This is a genomic window from Streptomyces sp. ADI95-16 (genome assembly GCF_003721495.1).
Classification (GTDB): Bacteria; Actinomycetota; Actinomycetes; order Streptomycetales; family Streptomycetaceae; genus Streptomyces; species Streptomyces goshikiensis.
Genome location: NZ_CP033581.1, coordinates 5,451,774 through 5,471,949, shown reverse-complemented (window position 1 = coordinate 5,471,949; position 20,176 = coordinate 5,451,774). Strand labels below are relative to the sequence as shown.

16 protein-coding genes are annotated in these 20,176 nt (G+C 71.8%); 5 read left to right on the top strand and 11 right to left on the bottom strand.

Annotation, left to right across the window (positions count from 1 at the left end; genetic code table 11):
• Positions 1-11: 11 nt before the first annotated feature.
• The 4 genes from EES41_RS24605 to EES41_RS24590 all read right to left on the bottom strand — a co-directional run bounded on the left by EES41_RS24605 (position 12) and on the right by EES41_RS24590 (position 3,464).
• Positions 12-836 (bottom strand): sulfurtransferase, encoded by an 825-nt coding sequence (locus tag EES41_RS24605; protein WP_123080349.1) that lies wholly within the window; start codon positions 834-836, stop codon positions 12-14.
• Positions 837-899: 63 nt separating this feature from the next.
• Positions 900-1,139, bottom strand: coding sequence for a DUF397 domain-containing protein (locus EES41_RS24600; RefSeq protein WP_123080348.1), 240 nt, complete (start codon positions 1,137-1,139; stop codon positions 900-902).
• Positions 1,136-1,972 (bottom strand): helix-turn-helix transcriptional regulator, encoded by an 837-nt coding sequence (locus tag EES41_RS24595; protein WP_123080347.1) that lies wholly within the window; start codon positions 1,970-1,972, stop codon positions 1,136-1,138. The genes EES41_RS24600 and EES41_RS24595 overlap by 4 nt, the downstream gene beginning before the upstream one ends.
• Before the next feature lie 139 nt (positions 1,973-2,111).
• Positions 2,112-3,464 (bottom strand): glycosyltransferase family 39 protein, encoded by a 1,353-nt coding sequence (locus EES41_RS24590; protein WP_254211561.1) that lies wholly within the window; start codon positions 3,462-3,464, stop codon positions 2,112-2,114.
• 78 nt (positions 3,465-3,542) lie between these two features.
• Here EES41_RS24590 and EES41_RS24585 point away from each other — a divergent pair, with 78 nt between their 5' ends.
• Both EES41_RS24585 and EES41_RS24580 read left to right on the top strand, forming a co-directional pair.
• Complete coding sequence (locus tag EES41_RS24585; protein ID WP_164495941.1) at positions 3,543-4,031, top strand: hypothetical protein; 489 nt, start codon at positions 3,543-3,545, stop codon at positions 4,029-4,031.
• 92 nt (positions 4,032-4,123) lie between these two features.
• Entirely contained in the window at positions 4,124-4,405 is a 282-nt protein-coding gene (locus EES41_RS24580; protein ID WP_164495940.1) for a hypothetical protein, read from the top strand.
• 36 nt (positions 4,406-4,441) lie between these two features.
• Here the strand turns inward: EES41_RS24580 and EES41_RS24575 are convergent, their stop codons facing one another.
• The 4 genes from EES41_RS24575 to EES41_RS24560 all read right to left on the bottom strand — a co-directional run bounded on the left by EES41_RS24575 (position 4,442) and on the right by EES41_RS24560 (position 7,559).
• On the bottom strand, positions 4,442-5,080 hold the full coding sequence (locus tag EES41_RS24575; protein ID WP_123080344.1) for a hypothetical protein: 639 nt from the start codon (positions 5,078-5,080) through the stop codon (positions 4,442-4,444).
• The gene (locus tag EES41_RS24570) at positions 5,067-6,368 is read right to left on the bottom strand and encodes an ABC transporter permease (RefSeq protein ID WP_123080343.1); all 1,302 of its coding nucleotides are present in this window, start codon (positions 6,366-6,368) and stop codon (positions 5,067-5,069) included. The genes EES41_RS24575 and EES41_RS24570 overlap by 14 nt, the downstream gene beginning before the upstream one ends.
• A complete protein-coding gene (locus tag EES41_RS24565; RefSeq protein ID WP_123080342.1) occupies positions 6,362-7,114 on the bottom strand; it encodes an ATP-binding cassette domain-containing protein in 753 nt (250 codons plus the stop codon). The genes EES41_RS24570 and EES41_RS24565 overlap by 7 nt, the downstream gene beginning before the upstream one ends.
• Positions 7,115-7,214: 100 nt before the next feature.
• The gene (locus tag EES41_RS24560) at positions 7,215-7,559 is read right to left on the bottom strand and encodes a hypothetical protein (protein ID WP_164495939.1); all 345 of its coding nucleotides are present in this window, start codon (positions 7,557-7,559) and stop codon (positions 7,215-7,217) included.
• 664 nt (positions 7,560-8,223) lie between these two features.
• Between EES41_RS24560 and EES41_RS24550 the strand changes: the two genes are divergently transcribed.
• From EES41_RS24550 to EES41_RS24540, 3 genes are all read left to right on the top strand, one after another.
• On the top strand, positions 8,224-8,964 hold the full coding sequence (locus tag EES41_RS24550) for a response regulator transcription factor (RefSeq protein WP_008743590.1): 741 nt from the start codon (positions 8,224-8,226) through the stop codon (positions 8,962-8,964).
• Between the two features lie 98 nt (positions 8,965-9,062).
• On the top strand, positions 9,063-10,115 hold the full coding sequence (locus EES41_RS24545; RefSeq protein ID WP_123082673.1) for a HAMP domain-containing sensor histidine kinase: 1,053 nt from the start codon (positions 9,063-9,065) through the stop codon (positions 10,113-10,115).
• Between the two features lie 258 nt (positions 10,116-10,373).
• The gene (locus EES41_RS24540; protein ID WP_123080340.1) at positions 10,374-14,285 is read left to right on the top strand and encodes a multifunctional oxoglutarate decarboxylase/oxoglutarate dehydrogenase thiamine pyrophosphate-binding subunit/dihydrolipoyllysine-residue succinyltransferase subunit; all 3,912 of its coding nucleotides are present in this window, start codon (positions 10,374-10,376) and stop codon (positions 14,283-14,285) included.
• 191 nt (positions 14,286-14,476) lie between these two features.
• On the opposite strand, the gene fxsT is transcribed toward EES41_RS24540, so the two are convergent.
• The 3 genes from fxsT to EES41_RS24525 form a co-directional block, all read right to left on the bottom strand.
• Complete coding sequence (gene fxsT / locus EES41_RS24535) at positions 14,477-17,482, bottom strand: FxSxx-COOH system tetratricopeptide repeat protein (protein WP_123080339.1); 3,006 nt, start codon at positions 17,480-17,482, stop codon at positions 14,477-14,479.
• Positions 17,483-17,548: 66 nt separating this feature from the next.
• Positions 17,549-18,871, bottom strand: a complete 1,323-nt coding sequence (locus EES41_RS24530; protein ID WP_123080338.1) for an HEXXH motif domain-containing protein — start codon at positions 18,869-18,871, stop codon at positions 17,549-17,551.
• Complete coding sequence (locus EES41_RS24525) at positions 18,868-20,121, bottom strand: FxsB family cyclophane-forming radical SAM/SPASM peptide maturase (RefSeq protein WP_123080337.1); 1,254 nt, start codon at positions 20,119-20,121, stop codon at positions 18,868-18,870. The genes EES41_RS24530 and EES41_RS24525 overlap by 4 nt, the downstream gene beginning before the upstream one ends.
• Positions 20,122-20,176: the final 55 nt, after the last annotated feature.

The following is a 20,176-nucleotide window of genomic DNA, read 5'->3' as shown; positions in this document are numbered from 1 at the left end:
CGGGGGTGGGGTTAACCCCCCGTCACCACCGGCAGCGCCGACGGCATGCCCCACTCGCTCCAGGAGCCGTCGTACACCGCCAGTTCCCGGTACCCGGCGAGGTCGGCGCCGAGGGCCAGGACGCACGCCGTGACCCCGGAGCCGCAGCTCACGTAGAGCCGCTCCCGCTCCCCGGCCGCCGCCGCGAAAGCCTCGCGGAGTTCGGCGGCGGGCCGCATCCGCCCGGCCGGGTCCTGAAGGTCCCCGAAGGGCAGGTTCACCGCTCCCGGCATGTGCCCGCCGCGCAGCCCGGGCCTCGGCTCGGGGGCGGTACCGGCGAACCGCCCCCGGGTACGGGCGTCGAGCACGGCCGCCGCCGGATCGGCCAGGGCGGCCTCCACGGCGGCGCTGTCCACCACCAGCCCCGGGCGGGGACGGGCCGTGAAGGAGCCGCGCGGTCCGTCGTACGCCGGACCGGCCGCCTCCACGGGCAGCCCGGCGGCCTTCCAGGCGGGCAGTCCGCCGTCGAGCACGGCCGCCCGGTCGAAGCCCATGGCACGCAACATCCACCAGGCGCGGGCGCTGGAGTAGATGCCGAAGCCGTCGTAGACGACCACGGTGCTGGTGTCGTCGACGCCCAGCTCCCGCATCGCCCCGGTGAACGCGGCGGCTCCCGGCATGGTGTGCGGGGCGGCGGCCCCGTGGTCGGACAGGTCGCCGTCCAGGTCGAAGGGCCGCGCCCCCGGAATCCGGTGGTCCGCACCACGGTGCGCGCCGACGGAGGCGTCGAACACCACGAGTCCGGGCGCCCCGAGGCGCTCCGCCAGCCAGTCGGTCCCCACGAGCGGGCCGGTCATCGCGCAACCTCCGGAAGAGTCGGCGGGCCGCCGGAGAGCGGCCCACCGTACATCCTCCTTCACCTAGCGCGCGGCCCAGGTGGTGAAGTCGGCCCAGGCGGAGGGCGCCAGGGCCAGCGACGGGACGGCGAGGTCCTTGGAGTCCCGGACGTGAACGGCGTGGGCGCAGGCCGCCACCTCGACGCAGGCACCGCCGCTGTCATCGCTGTAGCTCGACTTGTGCCAGTCGTAGGCCACCTCGACGCACGCGCCACCGCTGGCGTCGCTGTAGCTGGACTTGAACCACTGCAAGGTGCCGCTCATTGCCGTTCTCCCGCCAACTTCTCGATGAAGGCCAGCGAATTACGCCGGCCCATGGCCTGCGTGCGGATCCTCGCATACCGCTGGGTATACATGCTCACCTTCGGCGGAGCGCTGAGCAACATGCTCTCGCCCTGCGTCTCCATGTACACCAGCCGCTCGTGGCTGGGCGTTTCGACGAGGTACATCCCTCCGCGCATTCCGGCGTGTTCGCCGGTGAACCCGATGTCGAGGGGAAGTACCTGCACCGAGACATTGCGGCGTTGAGCGAGCTCGGCCAGATGCTCGTACTGGGCGCGCATGATGTCCTTGCTGCCGATGCCCCGGCGCAGTGCGGCCTCGTCCAGGATGAGTTCGATGAGAGCCACCGGCTCTCGGTCGAAGAGCGCCGCGCGAGCCATTCGCGCCTCGACCAGTTCCTCGACGCGCTGCTCCGAAAGCACCGGGAATCCCCCGGCGATCAGGGCTCGCGCGTAGGACTCCGTCTGGAACAGGCCGTAGATCGCCTGGGTCTCGAACAAATACAGCGAGAGGGCTTGCTCTTCCAGCAGCGCGAAGTCCTGGAAGTGCGGCGGGAATTTCTCCAGCCGCACCCATTCCCTCGCCTCCTCGAAGACCCCGAGACCGGCGCCGATCGCCTCTTCCAGCTTGACCAGCATCTGGTCACTCGGGGGCTGCGCGCAGGTCTCCATCGCACTGATGGCCGACCCCGTGTACCCCAGCTTCTCCCCCAGCGCCTTCTGGGTGAGGTTCTCCTTCTCCCTTAACGCCCGCGCCAGATGGGACACCAGCCGTGTCGCCCCACCCGCCATCGCCTTGTTGTCCGCCTTCGCCATAGGGCATCCCCACTCCACCGGATACAGCGCCGCTCAGGTCAGGAAAAACGGTAGACCCGCGCACGGACGGAAGAGGAGCGAATGCGGAAAGTCATCCCGACGAGCCGCAATTCCCTTGATATCGGTGTAATTTGACGCCCTACGTTGCACAGTGTCCCGACCGTGCGTAGAGCGCCACCCGGGCTCCCCGGACCTCGCTCACCCCGCACAGTTCGAACCCCGCCAGCGCCTCCCGCTTCGCCGCCTCCGCCGGGTACGGGTCCAGCGGCTGCCCCACCGGGTCCAGCAGCGCCAGCACCCGCGGCGCGTGCGCCAGTCGGCCCCGGATGTCCGCCGGGCCCAGCTCGGTGCCCCAGAGGCTGTGCGAGGCGGCCGGGGAACGGTCGAGGGCCAGGTCGCGCACCGACGCGTACACGTCCGGCGAGGACAGCAGCCACTCGCGCCGCCGCGCCGGCATGAACAGCACCGCGTCACCCGGCCGGGCCCGCTCCCGTACGGCGGCGGCCACCGCGAGCACGTCGTCCTTGCGGCTCTCGGGGGTCCGCAGCCACACCGACCAGAGCGCGAACGGCACCAGGAGCGCGGCCACCGCCGCCCACGCCCACCGGGCCCGCGCCCGCGCCAGCCGCGCCCCCGCGAGGAGGGCGAGGCCCGCGAGGGCGTACAGCACGTACCGGTCGACGTACCAGGGGTTGATCAGCGAGATCACCATCAGCAGGCCGGGCGGCAACAGGACGAGCGGCAGCGCCACCCGTACGAGTTCCCGCCCGGCCCCGCGCGCCAGCAGCAGCGCCGCCGCCGCGACCACCCCGTACGCCGCCCAGTCCTGCCAGCTCGGCCGCCCGAGCCAGCCGAGCTGCCGCTCCGCCTGACGCACGCTCACCACCGCCAGCGGCAACAGCAGCGCCAGCACCACCCCGGCGCTCCACCGCCAGCCGCGCGAGCGCCGGGCGGTGAACGCGTGGGCGAGCAGCGCCAGTACCGCGAACTCGTGCAGCCAGCAGCCCAGCAGCAGCACGACCGCGTAGGCGACCCAGCGCTCGCGCAGCATCAGGTACGTCGCCCACGCCACCGCGGCGGCGACCAGGGCGTACGAGCGCCCCTCCTGGGCGTACATCTGCACGGGCGGCAGCACCGCGTAGACGGCCCCGGCGCACAGCGCGGCCCGCTCCCCCGCCAGCCGGTGCCCGACGGCGGCGACCCCGGCGGCGGCCAGCGCGGTGGCGGCGACGGAGGGCAGCCGCAGGGCCCACAGGCCGCCGTCCCAGAGGCCGAAGACGCCGTGCATCAGCAGGTAGTAGAGCCCGTGGACGGCGTCCACCTCGCCGAGGAGGCGCCACAGGCCGCCGAGCGGGCGGTGCGCCACCTGCCAGGTGACGGACTCGTCGCGCCACATGCTGCCGCCCGGGCCGCCGCGTTCCAGACCCCAGAGGCCGAGGAGGAGGGCGAGCAGCGGGGGGAGCCAGCGCCAGGGGGCCATGCGGCTGATCACTGCCTCCGGGTGCTGTCCGTCGGGGTGCGGGGGACTCCATACTCGGGGTTCGACCGGGTTCCACGGAGAGGTGGGGGCGTGCGAGGGCTGCGAGTGGTGGGCGCCGCGCTGGTGAGCGTGGTGGTCCTGTGTGCGTGCGGTGCGGGTGGCGGCTCGGAGGAGGCCTCCGCGAGCCCGACGGCGAGCGCGACGCCGAGCGCGTCCGCGTCCCCGTCGCCGGCCCCGTCGCCGGCCGAGAGCCTGGTCCGGATGACCCGGACCGGGGGCTTCGCGGGGAGGACGAGCAGCGTGCTGGTCAAGGGCGACGGCTCGTGGACCCGGCTGGACGGGGACGCGAAGCCGGCCGGGAGCGGGAAGCTGACCCCGGAGGAGCTGGAGCGGCTGCGCTCCGCGCTGGCGGCGGCGGACTTCGCCCACCTGCCCCGGGTCTCGAAGAGCGGCACGCCGGTCTACGACGGCTTCGAGTACACGATCGTCCACGGCGGCTTCGAGGTGGTCACCGCCGACGGCTCCGTCCCGCCCGCCCTCCAGGACGTCCTCTCCGCCCTCCCGCCCTCCGAGGGATAGGCGACGGCCCGGAAGCCCTGTCGGGGGACCACCGCAGCGCTACGCTCGCAGGGCGAGGGCCGGGGGACCGAGGGATCGGGGTGCCTGTGTGGGTGTTCATTCTCGTGGCCGGGGTCTCGGTCTTCCTGCTGCTGACAGCGAGCGCTTCCGGCCGTGTCTCCCAAGCGATGGCGAAGGCCTTCGAGGGAGAAGTGATCCGTCGCCGCTCCGAGCAGGTCACGCTGACCACCGGGATGCGGACCGACTACTGGCTGGACGTCCGCACTGACGACGGCGAGGTCATGTCCATCACCTTGCCGTGGCGGATCTGGGGCCGGTTCGAGACCGGCGACCGGATCGTCAAGCGCGTGGGTGAACGCTGGCCGAGCACCTGAGGCAGACCGGCCACGCCCGCCCGGCGTATTCCTCGCCTACGCCTCCGGGCCGGGCGCCGATCGGCCATCGGCTCCACTGAGGAAGGTCTTCCTTCGCCACGGGGTGGCTGCGGTTGCGGCCACCCCGAGGGACAGAGCGAGCACGGCTACGGCCCAGCTGAAGCGGTCGGTCGCCGAGTTTGACGTCCAGTCCCACCAATTCTGGGGGTACCAGATCAAAAAGAAGGCCGAGGCCAGAGGGATGATCCAGCCAAGTTGACGGCCGAAAAACCTCACCGACAGCAGGGCGAGCCCGACCCAGATCAGGAGGGATCGGATGAAGACGACCCCGGCTTCCGCGCTGACGGCGAGTGCCTCGGTAATGAAGGACAAGGCGCAAGCTGTCAGTGTCAGGCCGATGCAGTAGCTGAGACGGAATCGATGCGCAGCAGATGCGCCCATTTCGTCATGTGCCGACATGGCTCCGTCGAGAGCCGCAGTGAGAAAGACGGCTGACAGAAGCGGAAGTTCGTGCCGGAAGGGCACACCCGTGGTAACTCCCCCGCTGCCGATGGAAGGCAGCGCGATATGGGTGCCGCCGAAGAAGGCCGAGAGGAGGGCAATAGCGGCCGTCGTCGCCAGGACCGCTACTCCCCGGTGCACCCTTGCGTAAAGAACCAATTCAGAACCGGTCATCAGGCCTGCACCACGAACCGCCTCCAATGATGTGGCTGCGTTCCTCGGCGAACCATTCCTGCTGCTCGGCCACGGGCATCCGTGCGGCCTTGGTCGCTTCGCGCTGGGCGGCGGAGACGCCTTCCATGTGGAGTCCCTGGTCGGCGACGGCCGGGTCTTGGCCAGTGGAACGGTACTCAAGCCACAGGTGGATGTTGTCCATCGCCTGCCAGGCCCGCCTCTCCTGGTCGGGAGGTACGCAGAGGCCCAGCGACTGGGTGAACACCTGGTCTGCCATGGCGATCGCCGCGGTGCGGACGTGCCCCTCGGCGATGTCGAATCCTCGGTCGCCCCACTTGGTCCGCCGGAGCCCGAACTCGTAGAACGTTTCGGGGGACTTCAACCAGGGTTGGGCGGGCTGGTTCAAGCGCTGGGCCATGGCAGTCAATTCGGGCAGGTACTTGCGGTGCTCGGGCCACACGCACACCTGCGGCGCGCCCCTCTCGGCACGGTCGCACAGAGGCGCCGTCGCCGACGCCGGGCGGTCGACCCGCAGTTCGCCGCTGGCCGGCACCGCAGCCAGTGTGATGAGGGAGGCTGCCGCCGACCCGATTGCGGCACTGCGGATGGGCAGGGACGTTGCCCGGCGCGGCATCTGACGCTCGGCACCCCTCCGCGGCCGTGGTGCTGTCACCGCCAGCGTGGCGAGGGCGATTGCGAACAGCAGCCTCACGGCGACTGGAAGGGCGCGTAGATGCTGGTCCGGCGGCCCCGCGAGGACGTTGAACTTGAAGGGGAGTGCCAGCATGCTGATGAAGCAGCCCAGCGCGCAGACGACGGGGGTGAAGGCGGCGGACGGCCACCAGCGGCCGGCCAGATGGCCCACGGAGGCGAAGATGATCAGGGTCGAGGCGCCGAGCAGGAGGTAGGAGGGCCACAGGAAGCCGGGGCCCGCCTCGCTGAACGAGATGACCACGGCGGTCAGGGATCCGAACGCGTAGGCGAGAAATCCGAGCGTGAGAGTCGCGGCCAGGCGTGCGGCCTCGATCCGCCAGATCGGTCGGGCGGCCGCGAGCACGGTCTCGGGCATTCCCACGCGGGAGGAGCGTCCGGCCTGCCAGGCCGAGACACCGGCGAGGACGGGCCCCAGGAAGAGCGTGACGACCTGGGCGGCCACACTCGCTTCGGGCCATACGCCGATCCAGTACCGGGACCGGCCGAAGAGCACCAGCAGATCCACGGCGATCATCACGGGAAACGCTGTCAGCAGCGGCGAGCGGCGCAGCTCGATGCGGTAGGCATTCAGCATGGGGCTCCCTCGCCCGGCCGGCGGTTGCCGAGTACCGTCATGTAACCGCGTTCCAGGGGACTGTCACCTGGGGCTGCGGGGGTTGCCAACTCCGCCAGCTGCTGTGGTGTGCCGCGGTGGCGCACCTGACCGTCGCTCAGCACGATGACGGTGTCGCAGGCGGCCCCGACGTCCTCGACCAGGTGCGTGCTGAGGAGGACAGCTGTTCCCGCGTGGGCGAGGGAACGAATGAGCTCACGGAAGTCGAGGCGCTGCGCGGGGTCGAGACCGACGGTCGGCTCATCCAACAGGAGCAGGGAGGGAGAGCCGACGATGGCCGCGGCGATTCCGGCCCGGCGGAGCATGCCGCCGGACAGCGACTTCATACGGTCCCGAGCTCGGTCGGCCAGGCCCACGGCCGCCAGTGCCTCCTTGGTCGCGGAGTCGGCGGTCTTGGAGGGCACCTCACGCAGCCAGGCGCAGTAGCGGACGAAGTCCGTTATGGAGAAGGCCGGGTAGTAGCCGAAGTCCTGCGGGAGATAGCCGATGCGACGGCGGACGTGCCGCGCTTGCCGTTCGTTGGTGACGGGGCTGCCGAACAGCTCCAGCTGCCCGCTCAGTGGCGGCGCGATGGTCGCGAGGGTACGGAAGAGCGTGGTCTTGCCCGCGCCATTGGGGCCCAGCAGGCCCGTGACACCGGGCAGGATGGACAGGTCGAGATTCTCGATGATGCTTCGGCCGCCGTAACCCTGTGTGAGGGCCGTCAATCGAGCGACAGGGTATGTCGTCATTGGCAGAATTCCCTGAAATAAAGGATGGGCCCACCACACTGGAGGGCCCTCCTTGACTAGCCGACCAGCTAACCGACTAGACCGAGTAAGTCACATGGGTCTTGTTGATCTTGAACGTGCACTCGTGCGTGTCGTACTTTCCCACGTATCCGTTGTACAGCTTGTCGTGGTGCTCCGTATCGATCTCGGCATTGCAGTCATACTGCGTCCAGTACGAGTAGGACGGGTAGTTCGACGCGCTGGAGCAGTAACCGTGACCGGATGTGCTGTACCAGTAGCCCCGGCACCCCTGCTGCCAGGACGCCTCATTGGACGCGCTCGATATCGGAGCCGTCAGACCGATGGCCGCAGCCGACAAGGCGCCAATGACAACACCCTTGGCAATCTTCGAACTGGCTATGCGTGACGCAAGAGAATTCATGGATCCCCCCTGGGAACAGAACGGCTGAACAATCCCGCAAAAGCAATGTCAGACACCATGAGAGCATCTGAGTTAGTCACGATCCGAGTCCCGGCGGCCCCCTCCACGAGAAGAATGGCGAAAACGCGCACTCGCGATGGCTCGTTCGAGTCGATATACGGCAACGACGTCGGCATCGGGTCGGGCTCCGTCGGCGGGCGCGGCCTCCGTCGGTGCTCTGCGCCATGAGGCGATCGGCGTGAAACACCCCGGGCGCCCGCCCGGGCGGGGTGCGCGAGCACCACCTGGAGCCGTTGCGGGCGGCGGTCGCGGCGGGCTGCGCAGACGATGCCGTACTAAGGCGAGCCTTCGGCCGGGTCGCCGCCGAGGGCCGTCTCCCGTTCGAGCCGCCCCGCTCGATGGTGGCCGTCACGGCTTCCCGCCCGGATGTGCCGAACGACACGGAGAAGGCCGGTCGTCCCCGCACGGCCACGGGCTGAAGCTCTAATTCCGCTTAGCTGCGGGGGTCTTGACGATCCCGCATATGCCGGGTGCCCGTTCCGTGGGGGACGGGCACCCCTCGTCCCTCACTCTCCGCAGCCGTTCCTGTCCGGACCCCGCATAGCCGCAGGCCGGTGCCTCCTCTACGCTGCACCCCATCACGCGGGATCTTCAGGGGCGGGACATGGAACAGACACACACCACCCACAATGGCGCCGCGGCCACTCCAGGTGCCCAGCGGCGCGTGCTCGTGGTCGAGGACGACCACACCATCGCCGACGCCATCTCGGCCCGGCTGCGCGCCGAGGGATTCCAGGTGCAGACCGCCTACGACGGCCCGGCCGCCGTGGCGGCCGCCGAGACCTGGCTGCCCGAGCTGCTGGTACTGGACGTCATGCTGCCGGGGTTCGACGGGCTGGAGGTCTGCCGCCGGGTCCAGGCCCAGCGGCCGGTCCCCGTGCTCATGCTCACCGCCCGGGACGACGAGACCGACATGCTCGTCGGGCTCGGGGTCGGCGCGGACGACTACATGACCAAGCCGTTCTCGATGCGCGAGCTCGCGGCGCGCGTCCACGTACTGCTGCGCCGGGTCGAGCGGGCCACCATCGCCGCGACGGCGCCGCGCGGGGCCACCCTGCGCCTGGGCGATCTGGAGATCGACCACGCGCAGCGACGGGTCCGGGTGCACAACGAGGACGTGCACCTGACGCCGACCGAGTTCGACCTGCTGGTCTGCCTGGCCGGGACGCCGCGCGCGGTGCTCTCGCGGGAGCAGCTGCTGGCCGAGGTCTGGGACTGGGCCGACGCGTCCGGGACCCGTACGGTCGACAGCCACATCAAGGCCCTGCGCCGCAAGATCGGCGCGGAGCGGATCCGTACGGTCCACGGCGTCGGGTACGCCCTGGAGACCCCGGCCCAGGCGTGAGCGGACGACCGCCGGGCGGACCGCCGCGACAGGCCGCGGGACCACGGCCGAGCGGCGGGCTCCGGCACGGCGCGGGCCGGCCGCGCCCGGCGAACGGCCTGCGGCCCTTCTCGCCGTTCTCGATCAAGACCAAGCTGGGCACGCTCGTCGTGGTCTCGGTCTTCATCACGACGGGCCTGCTGCTGGTCGCCCTGCGCACCGCCACCGAGCTGCGCTTCATCACGGTCTTCTCGGTGATCGCCTCGATGCTGATCACCCAGTTCGTGGCGCACAGCCTCACCGCGCCGCTGGACGACATGACCACCGTGGCCCGGGCGATATCCCGCGGCGACTACACCCGCCGGGTGCGCGGCGCGGGCCGCCGCGACGAACTGGGCGACCTGGCCTCCACCATCAACCTGATGGCCGACGACCTGGAGGCGGTGGACCAGCACCGCAAGGAGCTGGTCGCCAACGTCTCCCACGAGCTGCGCACCCCGATCGCGGCGCTGCGGGCGGTGCTGGAGAACGTCGTCGACGGGGTCTCGGCCGCCGATCCCGAGACCATGCGCACGATGCTGAAGCAGACCGAGCGGCTCGGCCGGCTGGTGGGCACCCTGCTGGACCTGTCCCGGGTCGACAACGGGGTGGTGCCGCTGCGGGCGCGCCGCTTCGAGGTGTGGCCGTACCTGTCGGGAGTGCTCAAGGAGTCGGGGCTGGCGGCCGCCGGGCGGCCGGGGCTGTCCACCGGCTCGGGCGGGCACACCCGCAACGACGTCCACCTCCACCTGGACGTGTTCCCGCCCGACCTGACCGCGTACGCGGACGCAGAGCGGCTCCACCAGGTGGTGGCGAACCTGATCGACAACGCGGTCAAGCACAGCCCCACCCACGGCCGGGTCACCGTCCGCGCCCGGGCCGGCGACGCGCCCGGGAGCCTGGCCGTGGAGGTACGGGACGAGGGCCCCGGCATCCCGGAGGCGGAGCGGCACCGGGTCTTCCAGCGGTTCAACCGGGGCAGCTCCAGCGGCGGCGACGGCGGCACCGGCCTGGGCCTGGCCATCGCCCGCTGGGCCGTGGAACTGCACGGAGGGCACATCGGCGTGGCCGAATCGTCACGGGGCTGCCGAATCCTCGTCACCCTTCCGGGCAGCTCCCAGGCGTCACCTTGACGTAGGGTTCGAGTGGGAAGGACATGATCTCGGCCACATGCGCCGGGGTCCGTCAGGGGTGCGAAGCCAAGGGGGCCGCAACCTGGGTGCCCCCTACCCGAACCACGCTAGTTTCCCGCCATTCCAGGCGGCGAAACCCGCCGTTCGATGTGACCTACGCGACGTAAGTCCCGCCCGGTCTGCATCCAGCGGTTCGGGAGGCGTAGCCTTTATTCCCGCTGTCCATACCTTGTGAAGCGGAAGAGGGCGGTTGCCGCCGTGTCGCCACAGTCCCCCAGTAACCCGAGCACCACGACCGAAGCAGCAGGGGGCGGGAAGAACCCCGCCTCAGGCTTCGGCGCGAACGAGTGGCTCGTCGACGAGATCTATCAGCAGTACCTCCAGGACCCGAACTCGGTCGACCGGGCCTGGTGGGACTTCTTCGCCGACTACAAGCCGGGCGGCGCAGCCACTCCGGTCAAGGCGGATGAGACCGAGAAGTCCACGACGACGACGGACGGCGCCTCCGCACAGGCCGCCGGCCCCGCCGCCAAGGCCCCGCAGGCCGCCGACGCCGCCGCCACGGGGGCGGCGCGCGCCGCGGCCCCCTCGACGGCCGCGCCGACGCCCGTGTCGCCAGCTCCTGCCCCTGCTCCTGCCACCCCCTCTGGTGCCCCTGCTGTGACTGTCACCTCCCAGGCCCAGGCCGCCGCACCGGCCGCGCCCGCCCCTCAGGCCAAGGCTCCGGCCGCCGCCCCCGCCGCCCCGAAGGCCGCGCCCGCCACCGAGGCCCCCGCGGGCCCCGAACTGGTGACGCTCCGCGGCCCGGCCGCCGCCGTGGCGAAGAACATGAACGCCTCCCTCGACGTCCCGACGGCCACGTCCGTCCGCGCCGTCCCGGTGAAGCTCCTGTTCGACAACCGGATCGTCATCAACAACCACCTCAAGCGCGCCCGGGGCGGGAAGATCTCCTTCACGCACCTGATCGGCTACGCGATGGTGCAGGCGATCAAGGCCATGCCGGCCATGAACTACTCCTTCGCGGAGAAGGACGGCAAGCCGACCCTGGTCAAGCCGGAGCACATCAACTTCGGCCTCGCGATCGACCTGGTGAAGCCCAACGGCGACCGCCAGCTCGTCGTCGCCGGCATCAAGAAGGCCGAGACCCTCAACTTCTTCGAGTTCTGGCAGGCCTACGAGGACATCGTCCGCCGCGCCCGCGTCGGCAAGCTGACGATGGACGACTTCACCGGTGTGACGGTCTCCCTGACCAACCCCGGCGGCCTGGGCACCGTCCACTCCGTGCCCCGCCTGATGCCCGGACAGTCGGTCATCATGGGCGTCGGCTCCATGGACTACCCCGCCGAGTTCCAGGGCACCTCGCAGGACACCCTGAACAAGCTGGGCATCTCCAAGGTCATGACCCTGACCTCGACCTACGACCACCGGGTCATCCAGGGCGCGGCCTCCGGCGAGTTCCTGCGCATCGTCGCGAACCTGCTGCTCGGCGAGAACGGCTTCTACGACGACGTCTTCGAGGCGCTGCGCATCCCGTACGAGCCGGTCCGCTGGCTCCGGGACATCGACGCCTCGCACGACGACGACGTCACCAAGGCCGCCCGCGTCTTCGAGCTGATCCACTCCTACCGGGTCCGCGGCCACGTCATGGCCGACACCGACCCGCTGGAGTACAAGCAGCGCAAGCACCCCGACCTCGACATCACCGAGCACGGCCTCACCCTGTGGGACCTGGAGCGCGAGTTCGCGGTCGGCGGCTTCTCCGGCAAGTCGATGATGAAGCTCCGCGACATCCTCGGCGTGCTGCGCGACTCGTACTGCCGCACCACCGGCGTCGAGTTCATGCACATCCAGGACCCCAAGCAGCGCCGCTGGATCCAGGACCGCATCGAGCGCCCGCACTCCAAGCCGGAGCGCGAGGAGCAGCTGCGGATCCTGCGCCGCCTGAACGCGGCGGAGGCCTTCGAGACCTTCCTGCAGACGAAGTACGTCGGCCAGAAGCGGTTCTCCCTGGAGGGCGGCGAGTCCGTCATCCCGCTGCTCGACGCGGTCATCGACTCCGCCGCCGAGGCCCGCCTCGACGAGGTCGTCATCGGCATGGCCCACCGCGGCCGCCTGAACGTGCTGGCCAACATCGTCGGCAAGTCGTACGCGCAGATCTTCCGCGAGTTCGAGGGCAACCTCGACCCGAAGTCGATGCACGGCTCCGGCGACGTCAAGTACCACCTGGGCGCCGAGGGCACCTTCACGGGCCTCGACGGGGAGCAGATCAAGGTCTCGCTCGTCGCCAACCCCTCGCACCTGGAGGCGGTGGACCCGGTCCTGGAGGGTGTCGCCCGCGCCAAGCAGGACGTCATCAACAAGGGCGGCACGGACTTCACCGTCCTGCCGCTGGCCCTGCACGGCGACGCGGCCTTCGCCGGCCAGGGTGTCGTCGCCGAGACCCTGAACATGTCGCAGCTGCGCGGCTACCGCACCGGCGGCACCGTGCACGTGGTCATCAACAACCAGGTCGGCTTCACCGCCGCCCCGGAGTCCTCGCGTTCCTCGATGTACGCGACCGACGTGGCCCGCATGATCGAGGCGCCGATCTTCCACGTGAACGGCGACGACCCGGAGGCCGTGGTCCGCATCGCGCGCCTCGCCTTCGAGTTCCGCCAGGCGTTCAACAAGGACGTCGTGATCGACCTCATCTGCTACCGCCGCCGCGGTCACAACGAGTCGGACAACCCGGCGTTCACGCAGCCGCTGATGTACGACCTGATCGACAAGAAGCGCTCGGTGCGCAAGCTGTACACCGAGTCCCTCATCGGTCGCGGCGACATCACCCTGGAAGAGGCCGAGCAGGCGCTCCAGGACTTCCAGGGCCAGCTGGAGAAGGTCTTCGCGGAGGTCCGCGAGGCCGCCACGCAGCCGGCGGTCGCCCCGCCGGCCGCCCCCGGCACCCAGGGCCAGGGCGACTTCCCGGTCGCCGTGAGCACTGCGGTCTCCCAGGACGTCGTCAAGGCGATCGCCGAGTCCCAGGTCAACATGCCCGAGAACGTCACCGTGCACCCGCGTCTGCTGCCGCAGCTGCAGCGCCGCGCGGCGATGATCGACGAGGGCACCATCGACTGGGGCATGGGCGAGACCCTCGCCTTCGGCTCGCTGCTGATGGAGGGCACCCCGGTCCGCCTGTCGGGCCAGGACTCCCGCCGCGGCACCTTCGGCCAGCGCCACGCGGTGCTGATCGACCGCGAGACCGGCGAGGACTACACCCCGCTGCAGTACCTGTCGGACGAGCAGGCCCGTTTCAACGTCTACGACTCGCTGCTCTCCGAGTACGCGGCCATGGGCTTCGAGTACGGCTACTCGCTGGCCCGCCCGGACGCGCTGGTCCTCTGGGAGGCCCAGTTCGGTGACTTCGTCAACGGCGCGCAGACCGTCGTCGACGAGTTCATCTCCTCCGCGGAGCAGAAGTGGGGCCAGACGAGCGGCGTCACGCTGCTGCTGCCGCACGGCTACGAGGGCCAGGGCCCGGACCACTCGTCCGCGCGTCCCGAGCGCTTCCTCCAGATGTGCGCGCAGGACAACATGACGGTGGCCATGCCCACCCTGCCGTCGAACTACTTCCACCTGCTGCGCTGGCAGGTCCACAACCCGCACCACAAGCCGCTGATCGTCTTCACCCCGAAGTCGATGCTGCGTCTGAAGGCGGCGGCGTCGAAGGCGGAGGAGTTCACCAGCGGTGAGTTCCGTCCGGTGATCGGCGACACCCGCGTCGCCTCCGGAGCGGGTGACCCGAACGCGGTCCGCAAGGTCGTCTTCTGCGCGGGCAAGGTCTACTACGACCTGGAGGCCGAGCGTGAGAAGCGCGGCATCACGGACACCGCGATCATCCGCATCGAGCGGCTGTACCCGCTGGCGGGTGCGGAGCTCCAGGCCGAGATCGCCAAGTTCCCGAACGCGGCGAACTACATCTGGGCGCAGGAGGAGCCGGCGAACCAGGGTGCGTGGCCGTTCATCGCGCTGAACCTGATCGACCACCTCGACCTGGCGGTCGGCGCGGAGGTCCCGGCGGCCGAGCGCCTGCGGCGCGTGTCGCGTCCGCACGGTTCCTCCCCGGCGGTGGGCTCCGCGAAGCGCCACCAGGCGGAGCAGCAGCTGCTGATGAACGAGGTCTTCGAGTCCTGATCGCTGCGCTGGCTTGAACAGGAAGGCCCGGCCCCCAAGGGGACCGGGCCTTCCGGCATCCCCGGCCGGCAAATCCAGCCTCGCCGGCGTTTGAGGCGCGGGGTCTGGGGCGGAGCCCCAGGGAACCCGGCTCCGCCGGGCACCGGGCTCCGCCCGGACCTGCGCCTCAAACGCCGGCGAGGCTGGGGTGGCTACGGCTGCGGCTCGAAGTCCCAGTACGGGCGGGTGCGTTGTTTGGCCACGACCGTGTGGAGGTGTTGCGGGCCCAGGGTGCGGGTGAGGGCCTTGATGCCGGCCTCCTCGTGCTTCGCGGCCTCCTCGTCCTCCCGTACCGACCGGAGATCGGCCGCCAGCGCGATCTGCGCGCTCAGCGTCATCGGGTGGTCGGGGCCCAGGACCCGCTCCGCGCCCCGCAGCGTCTCGCGGCTCAGGGTCAGCGCGTCCTCCAGCCGGCCCGTGATGTTGCGGTGCCCGGTCGCGTTCAGGGCGCAGCCCAGGGTCCACGGGTGCAGGTCCCCCAGCGCGCCCCGCATGCCGACCAGCGCCTGCTCCGCGAGCGACAGCGCCTCCGCCCGCTCGCCCTGGGCCCTCAGCACCAGCCCCAGGTTGCCGACCGTGCCGATGCTGTACGGGTGGGCCAGCCCCAGCTGTGACTGGTAGCCGCGGATCACGTGCTCCGAGATCCGGCGGGCCTCGCCGACGTCCCCGTACTCCCGCAGGTAGGTCGCGTAGTCGGAGGCGACCATCAGCGTCCACGGGTAGTCCACGCCCAGCACCCGGGTGGCCCGCTCCCACACCCCCCGCAGTCGCAGCCCGGCGCCCGGGATGTCCCCGGAGCGGCGCAGGCACATGCCGAGGTTGTGCTCGGCCCGCAGGGTCTGCGGGTGGTCGGGGCCCAGCACCTGGGTGTTGAGCTTGAGCCCCTGTTCCTGGCGGGTCTGCGCCTCCCGGTAGCGGCCCATCAGCCGCAGCCCCATCGCGCAGGCGATGCCCGAGGACAGCGTCGAGATGTGCTGCGCGCGCAGCACCCGCTCGCGCCGGCGCAGGGTGTCCAGGTCCAGTTCGTACGCGTCCAGGTAGCGCCCCAGCAGCCGGTACGTCGCCGCCAGGTTGTTCTGGGCGTTCAGGGTCGTGGAGTCGTCCTCCCCGAGCAGTTCCCGGTACGTGGCGAGCCCCTGCTCGAACAGCTCCCGCGCCGGTTCGAACTTGGCGATGCACAGCAGGACGCCCCCGTACGCGGCGGTGGCCCGCAGCGTCTCCAGGTCGCGCTCGCCGCGCTCCTCCTTCAGCCGGTCGGCGACCGCCCGGGTCAGCGTCTCGGCGCGGCGGAACAGCCCGAGGTTGCGCAGCGCTCCCCCGTACTGGTAGCCGAGTTCGCGGACGTTGGGATGGTCCTCGCCCAGCATGAACCGCCAGACGTGGTCGGTCTCCTCGCACAGCCGCATGCAGGTGCGGTACTCCCCGGCGAGGGCCAGGTAGCGCAGGCACTGCAACAGGAAGGCCTGGATGCGGGGGTTGGTGCTGGTCAGTACCCCGGCGGTCTCCAGGTGCGGGATCAGCTCGGCGTACTGCGGCCACAGCCGGGCGTCGGAGGGGCGGCCGGGGTCGGCGGCCGCGAGGACCTGGCGGACGGCGCGGGACAGCTGCGCGGACTCCTCCTCGCCGAGGTTCTCGCGGACGATGTTGTGGACCATGCTGTGCAGTTGGACGGTCTCCAGCCCGCCGCCGCCCTCCTCGACCGAGAGGTCGGAGTACTCCAGGCGGACCACGGAGAACTGCACGAGCTTGTTGAGGGCCGCGTTCCACCGGATCTGGTCGTTGATCAGCCCGGCCAGGTGCTCGGGCACGTCGTCGGCGGGGAACTCGCGCAGCAGCCGCAGCGGCACCCGCCCGGGCGCGAAGAACACGAACAGCCGCAACAGCGCGAGGGCGTCGGGGAAGTTCTCCCGCACGTTGTTGAGGAGTATCGCCAGCGCGGTGGGGAAGGGCAGCGGGTAGTCGTCGGAGAGGGTGACGGCCTCGTAGGAGTCCAGCCGGCGCCGCAGCAGCGCCAGGTAGTCGCCGACGCTCAGCGGGGAGTCGGCGAGCCAGCCGGCGGTCTGGTCGAGGGCCAGCGGATAGTCCTCCAGGGCCTCGGCGAGCTGGTCGGCCTCCGGGCCGGTCAGGCGCTGGGCGCGGCGGCGGATGAAGGTGACCGACTCGGGCCGCGCGTAGAGCGGGACTTCGACGAGGCTGGTGTGCCGGGAGGCCCACTCCCGGTTCCGGGAGGTGATGATCACGTCGCCGGTGCCGGAGGGCAGCAGGTCCGCGAGGTCGTCCGGGTTGTCGCAGCCGTCGAAGACCAGCAGCCAGCGCCCGTACGGGGAGCCGCGCCGCAGCGCCTCCAGGACGGCCCGGATCAGCTCGCCGTAGCTGCCCGCCCCGCGCGGCAGGCCGAGCGCGGGCGCGAGGTCGGCGAGCCGCTCGCGCAGCGTGGGCCGGTCCTCGGCGGGGACCCACCACACCACCTCGTACTCGGAGGCGAACCGGTAGGCGTACTCGGTGGCGACCTGCGTCTTGCCCACCCCCGACAGCCCGAGCAGGGTCACCGTGGAGGCGCCGGGCGGGGCGTCGGTGAGCGCGGCGCGCAGCCTCCCGATGACGTCGTTGCGGCCGGTGAAGCGCGGGTTGCGGCGCGGCACCCGGCCCCAGATCTCGGGCGGGTCGTTGGGGAAGCGGGGCCCCCGGCGGCCGGTCTCGGCGCCGACCCGGTCGGTGGGCAGCTCCAGCCGGCGCAGCACGCGGTACTCGGCCTCGTACGCGTCCAGGCCCCACAGGTCGGTCTTCTCCAGGGCGGCGACGGCGCTGGGCAGCGGCGCGTCGGTGAGGCAGACGGCGGCGAACCGGCCGGAGTGGCGGTCGGTGACCTCGCGCAGGGCGGCGTTCCACTCCTCCTCGGTGTGGGTGCCTGCGGAGAAGTAGCGCTCGCTGAGGACGAGGAGCACCCGGCCGCCGCCCCGGGCGAGGTCGTCGAGGGCCTGGCTGACGCCCGGGGTGCTCTGCGGGTCCCAGCGCTGGAGGGTGGCGCGGTGGCCGTGTTCCTCCAGGCGGTGGGCGATCCACACGGCCCAGGGGCGGTTGAAGCCCGCGAAGCTGATGACGAACCGCTGCGGCCGCACGGCCGTGTCGCGGTCCTGACGACTACCGGTACCGGTCATAGGGCCGTCTCCCTGGGCTCCGGGCGGTGGTGGACGGGGTTGAAAGGTATCGCAGCGGACGGGTCGTCAGGCCCGTATGAAAGCGGAGAGTTCGGGGTGCGCCGCGCACCAGGCGCGCCGTTCCCGGTCCAGGGCCCGGCGGGCGGTGGCGTACTGGTCGCCGGGCGGGCGGAGTTCGTCCATGGCCTTCTCGGCGGCGGCCATGGCGTCGGTGAACTCGCGCCCGGCGGTGGTGAGTTCCGGGCAGGCGCGGATGGCGGGGAGGGCGGCGGCGACCTGCGCCCGGATCCGGGCGTGCTGGGCCCACGCGCCGCGGGCCCCGTAGAGGGCGGCGCGCTGCCAGTACCCGGCCAGGGCCAGATGGGCGTACGCGCCGTGCAGCAGCCCCTCCAGGGGGCGCGGGTCGCTGCGCCAGGGGGCCCAGAAGCGGGGCGTGCGGTCGGCGGTGTGCAGGGTGAGGATGTCGGCGAGGGCGGCCAGTTTCCCGTGCTGGACCTCGTGCACGAGGGTCGCGGCGAGCGCGGGCGGCGCCTGCGCCCGGGCCAGCAGGGAGCCGGCGGCGGCGGGCAGGGTGGCGCCGTTGGAGCGGGAGCCGCCTGCGAGGGGGACCACGGAGCGCAGCAGCCGGCCGATCTCCTCCGCGCGGGCGGTGTCGTACCGCTCCAGCAGGGTGAGGGCGCCGGACCACTGGGTGTCCCAGCGCTTGTGGCCCTTCGGGGTGAGCCTGCGGGCGGGCCGGACGGGCGCGGGGTGCCCGGCGGCGGGGGCCCGGTAGGGGTCGAGGTCGTCGAGGGCGGTCCGGCCGCCGGGGAGGACGTGCAGGGGCAGCGCTTCGGCTCCGGCGGCGGTGTCCGCGCCGGCGTCCCAGGAGCGCTCGTCGAGGGCGAGCGGGCCGGGGCGCGCCGGGCGCAGCAGCCCGAGGGTGGGCAGCACGAGCCGGCCGTGCACGGGCCGCAGGGTGGCCTTGAAGCCGATCCCGGCGCGCAGCGCGGCGGCGACGGCGAGCGCCCCGAGGTGGCCGAGGTCGGGCGCGGGCCCGTACGGGGCGTGCAGCCGGCGCAGGGTCTCCTCGGCCCACGCCCCGGTCGCCGGGTAGTGCAGTACGTCGCGCACCGCCGCGGGGTCGTGCCGTTCGGCCTCCTCCAGCAGGGCCCAGTGCTCGCCGCTCTCGCCGCCGGGCCCGCCGGGGGCGGCGTCGAGGACGGCGCGCAGCAGGACGAGCCGTTTGGAGCGGCGGACGTCGGTCACCAGGCGGGTGCCCTCGGCGGAGGGCTCGGTGGAGGCCAGGGCGTGCAGGGTGTGGTGGGTGACGCTGAACGCGGAGAGGGCGCCCGGCGGCGCGGAGGCCGCGGGGGCGGGGGCGTCGTGGTGGTGGGTGCGGTGGGTCATGAGGCGGCCTGCCGGGGCTGTTGGGCGGCTTCGTGCAGTGCCTGGCCGATGTGCCTGATCAGGACCTTGAGGTCGGCGCAGTACACGGACGGCTGGCGAAATCCCTCGCCGGCGCGGTAGCGGTGCGGGTAGTGCCCGCCGCCGCAGACCTCGACGAGCTCGCAGGAGCGGCAGCCGGCGGCCAGCGCCTCCCGGCCGAGCTGGCGGGCGGCGAGTCCGGGATGGTCGAGGAGGTCGTCGAAGGTGTGCCGGTCGAGGGTGAGGCCGGTGGCGGCGGCGCCCTCGTAGGCGGATTTCAGCGAGTCGGCCTGTTCGATGCTGCCGTCGGTCTCGATGACGGCGGTGCTGGCGGGGGCGAGGCCGAGGGTCTCGGTGGCGGCGGGCAGGCCGAGCAGCAGGGCGATGACCTCCTCGAAGACGCGGACCCGGGTGCGGCGCACGCGGTCGTGCCACCAGCGTTCGAAGACGGCCAGGAGCCAGTCGGCGTACGGGGTGCCGCCGCCCCCCGGAGCGCCCGGTGGCGGGTCGCTCCAGTTGGCGAGCGGCAGCAGCAGGCCGAGCGAGGGCGGGTGGAACGCCAGCAGGCTCTCGTACGTCTCCACCGGGTCCTGCGCGAGGTCGATGACGCAGAGCACCCCGGCGTAGCTCTCGGGATGCCGGGCGAGCAGCCGCAGCCCGCGCGCGGCGGCGCCGAACCCGGGCTGCCCGGCGTGGTCCACGCGGCGGGCGTTGTGGAGGGGGAGCCCGCCGTCGAGGCTGACGCCGACCCGGATCCCGGCGGCGGCGAGGGCGGCGATCCGGCCCCGGGTGAGGAGCGTGCCGTTGGTCTGGACGGCGGCGGTCACCCTGGTCTCCGGGGACAGCTCGCGCAGCGCCTCCCGCACGGCCTCGACGGGCGCGGCGAGCCCGGCGGGGGCGGTGAGCAGGGGCTCGCCGCCGTGCAGGACCAGGTCGACGCGGGCCAGCCGGTGCGCGGCGGCGTGCTCGGCGATCCGGCGGGCGGCGCGGGCGATGGTGGCGGGGGTCATGGCGGGGGGCTGGTCGCGCCAGCCCTGGTCGGCCATGGCGTAGACGTAGCAGTAGGTACAGGCGAGGTTGCAGCGGCTGCGGGTCTTGAGCACGAACTGCCGGATGGGGTGCGGCCGCTGCCCGGCCGCGCGCAGGGCGGGCACGTCGAGCTGGGCGTACGGCCACGGCGCGTGGAACAGGTGGGCGGGCAGCACGGCGTCGCTCGTGCCCGTCTGCCTCATCGCCGCACCTCCCTCCGGACTTGTCCATCCCTGCCCTGCGCGGGGGCGCGGCTAA

Excerpts from the sequence above, each read along its gene's own strand:
- EES41_RS24605 (WP_123080349.1), bottom strand. The coding sequence starts at position 836 with ATGACCGGCCCGCTCGTGGGGACCGACTGGCTGGCGGAGCGCCTCGGG.
- EES41_RS24600 (WP_123080348.1), bottom strand. The coding sequence starts at position 1,139 with ATGAGCGGCACCTTGCAGTGGTTCAAGTCCAGCTACAGCGACGCCAGC.
- EES41_RS24595 (WP_123080347.1), bottom strand. The coding sequence starts at position 1,972 with ATGGCGAAGGCGGACAACAAGGCGATGGCGGGTGGGGCGACACGGCTG.
- EES41_RS24575 (WP_123080344.1), bottom strand. The coding sequence starts at position 5,080 with ATGACCGGTTCTGAATTGGTTCTTTACGCAAGGGTGCACCGGGGAGTA.
- EES41_RS24570 (WP_123080343.1), bottom strand. The coding sequence starts at position 6,368 with ATGCTGAATGCCTACCGCATCGAGCTGCGCCGCTCGCCGCTGCTGACA.
- EES41_RS24560 (WP_164495939.1), bottom strand. The coding sequence starts at position 7,559 with ATGAATTCTCTTGCGTCACGCATAGCCAGTTCGAAGATTGCCAAGGGT.
- EES41_RS24550 (WP_008743590.1), top strand. The coding sequence starts at position 8,224 with ATGGAACAGACACACACCACCCACAATGGCGCCGCGGCCACTCCAGGT.
- fxsT (WP_123080339.1), bottom strand. The coding sequence starts at position 17,482 with ATGACCGGTACCGGTAGTCGTCAGGACCGCGACACGGCCGTGCGGCCG.
- EES41_RS24530 (WP_123080338.1), bottom strand. The coding sequence starts at position 18,871 with ATGACCCACCGCACCCACCACCACGACGCCCCCGCCCCCGCGGCCTCC.
- EES41_RS24525 (WP_123080337.1), bottom strand. The coding sequence starts at position 20,121 with ATGAGGCAGACGGGCACGAGCGACGCCGTGCTGCCCGCCCACCTGTTC.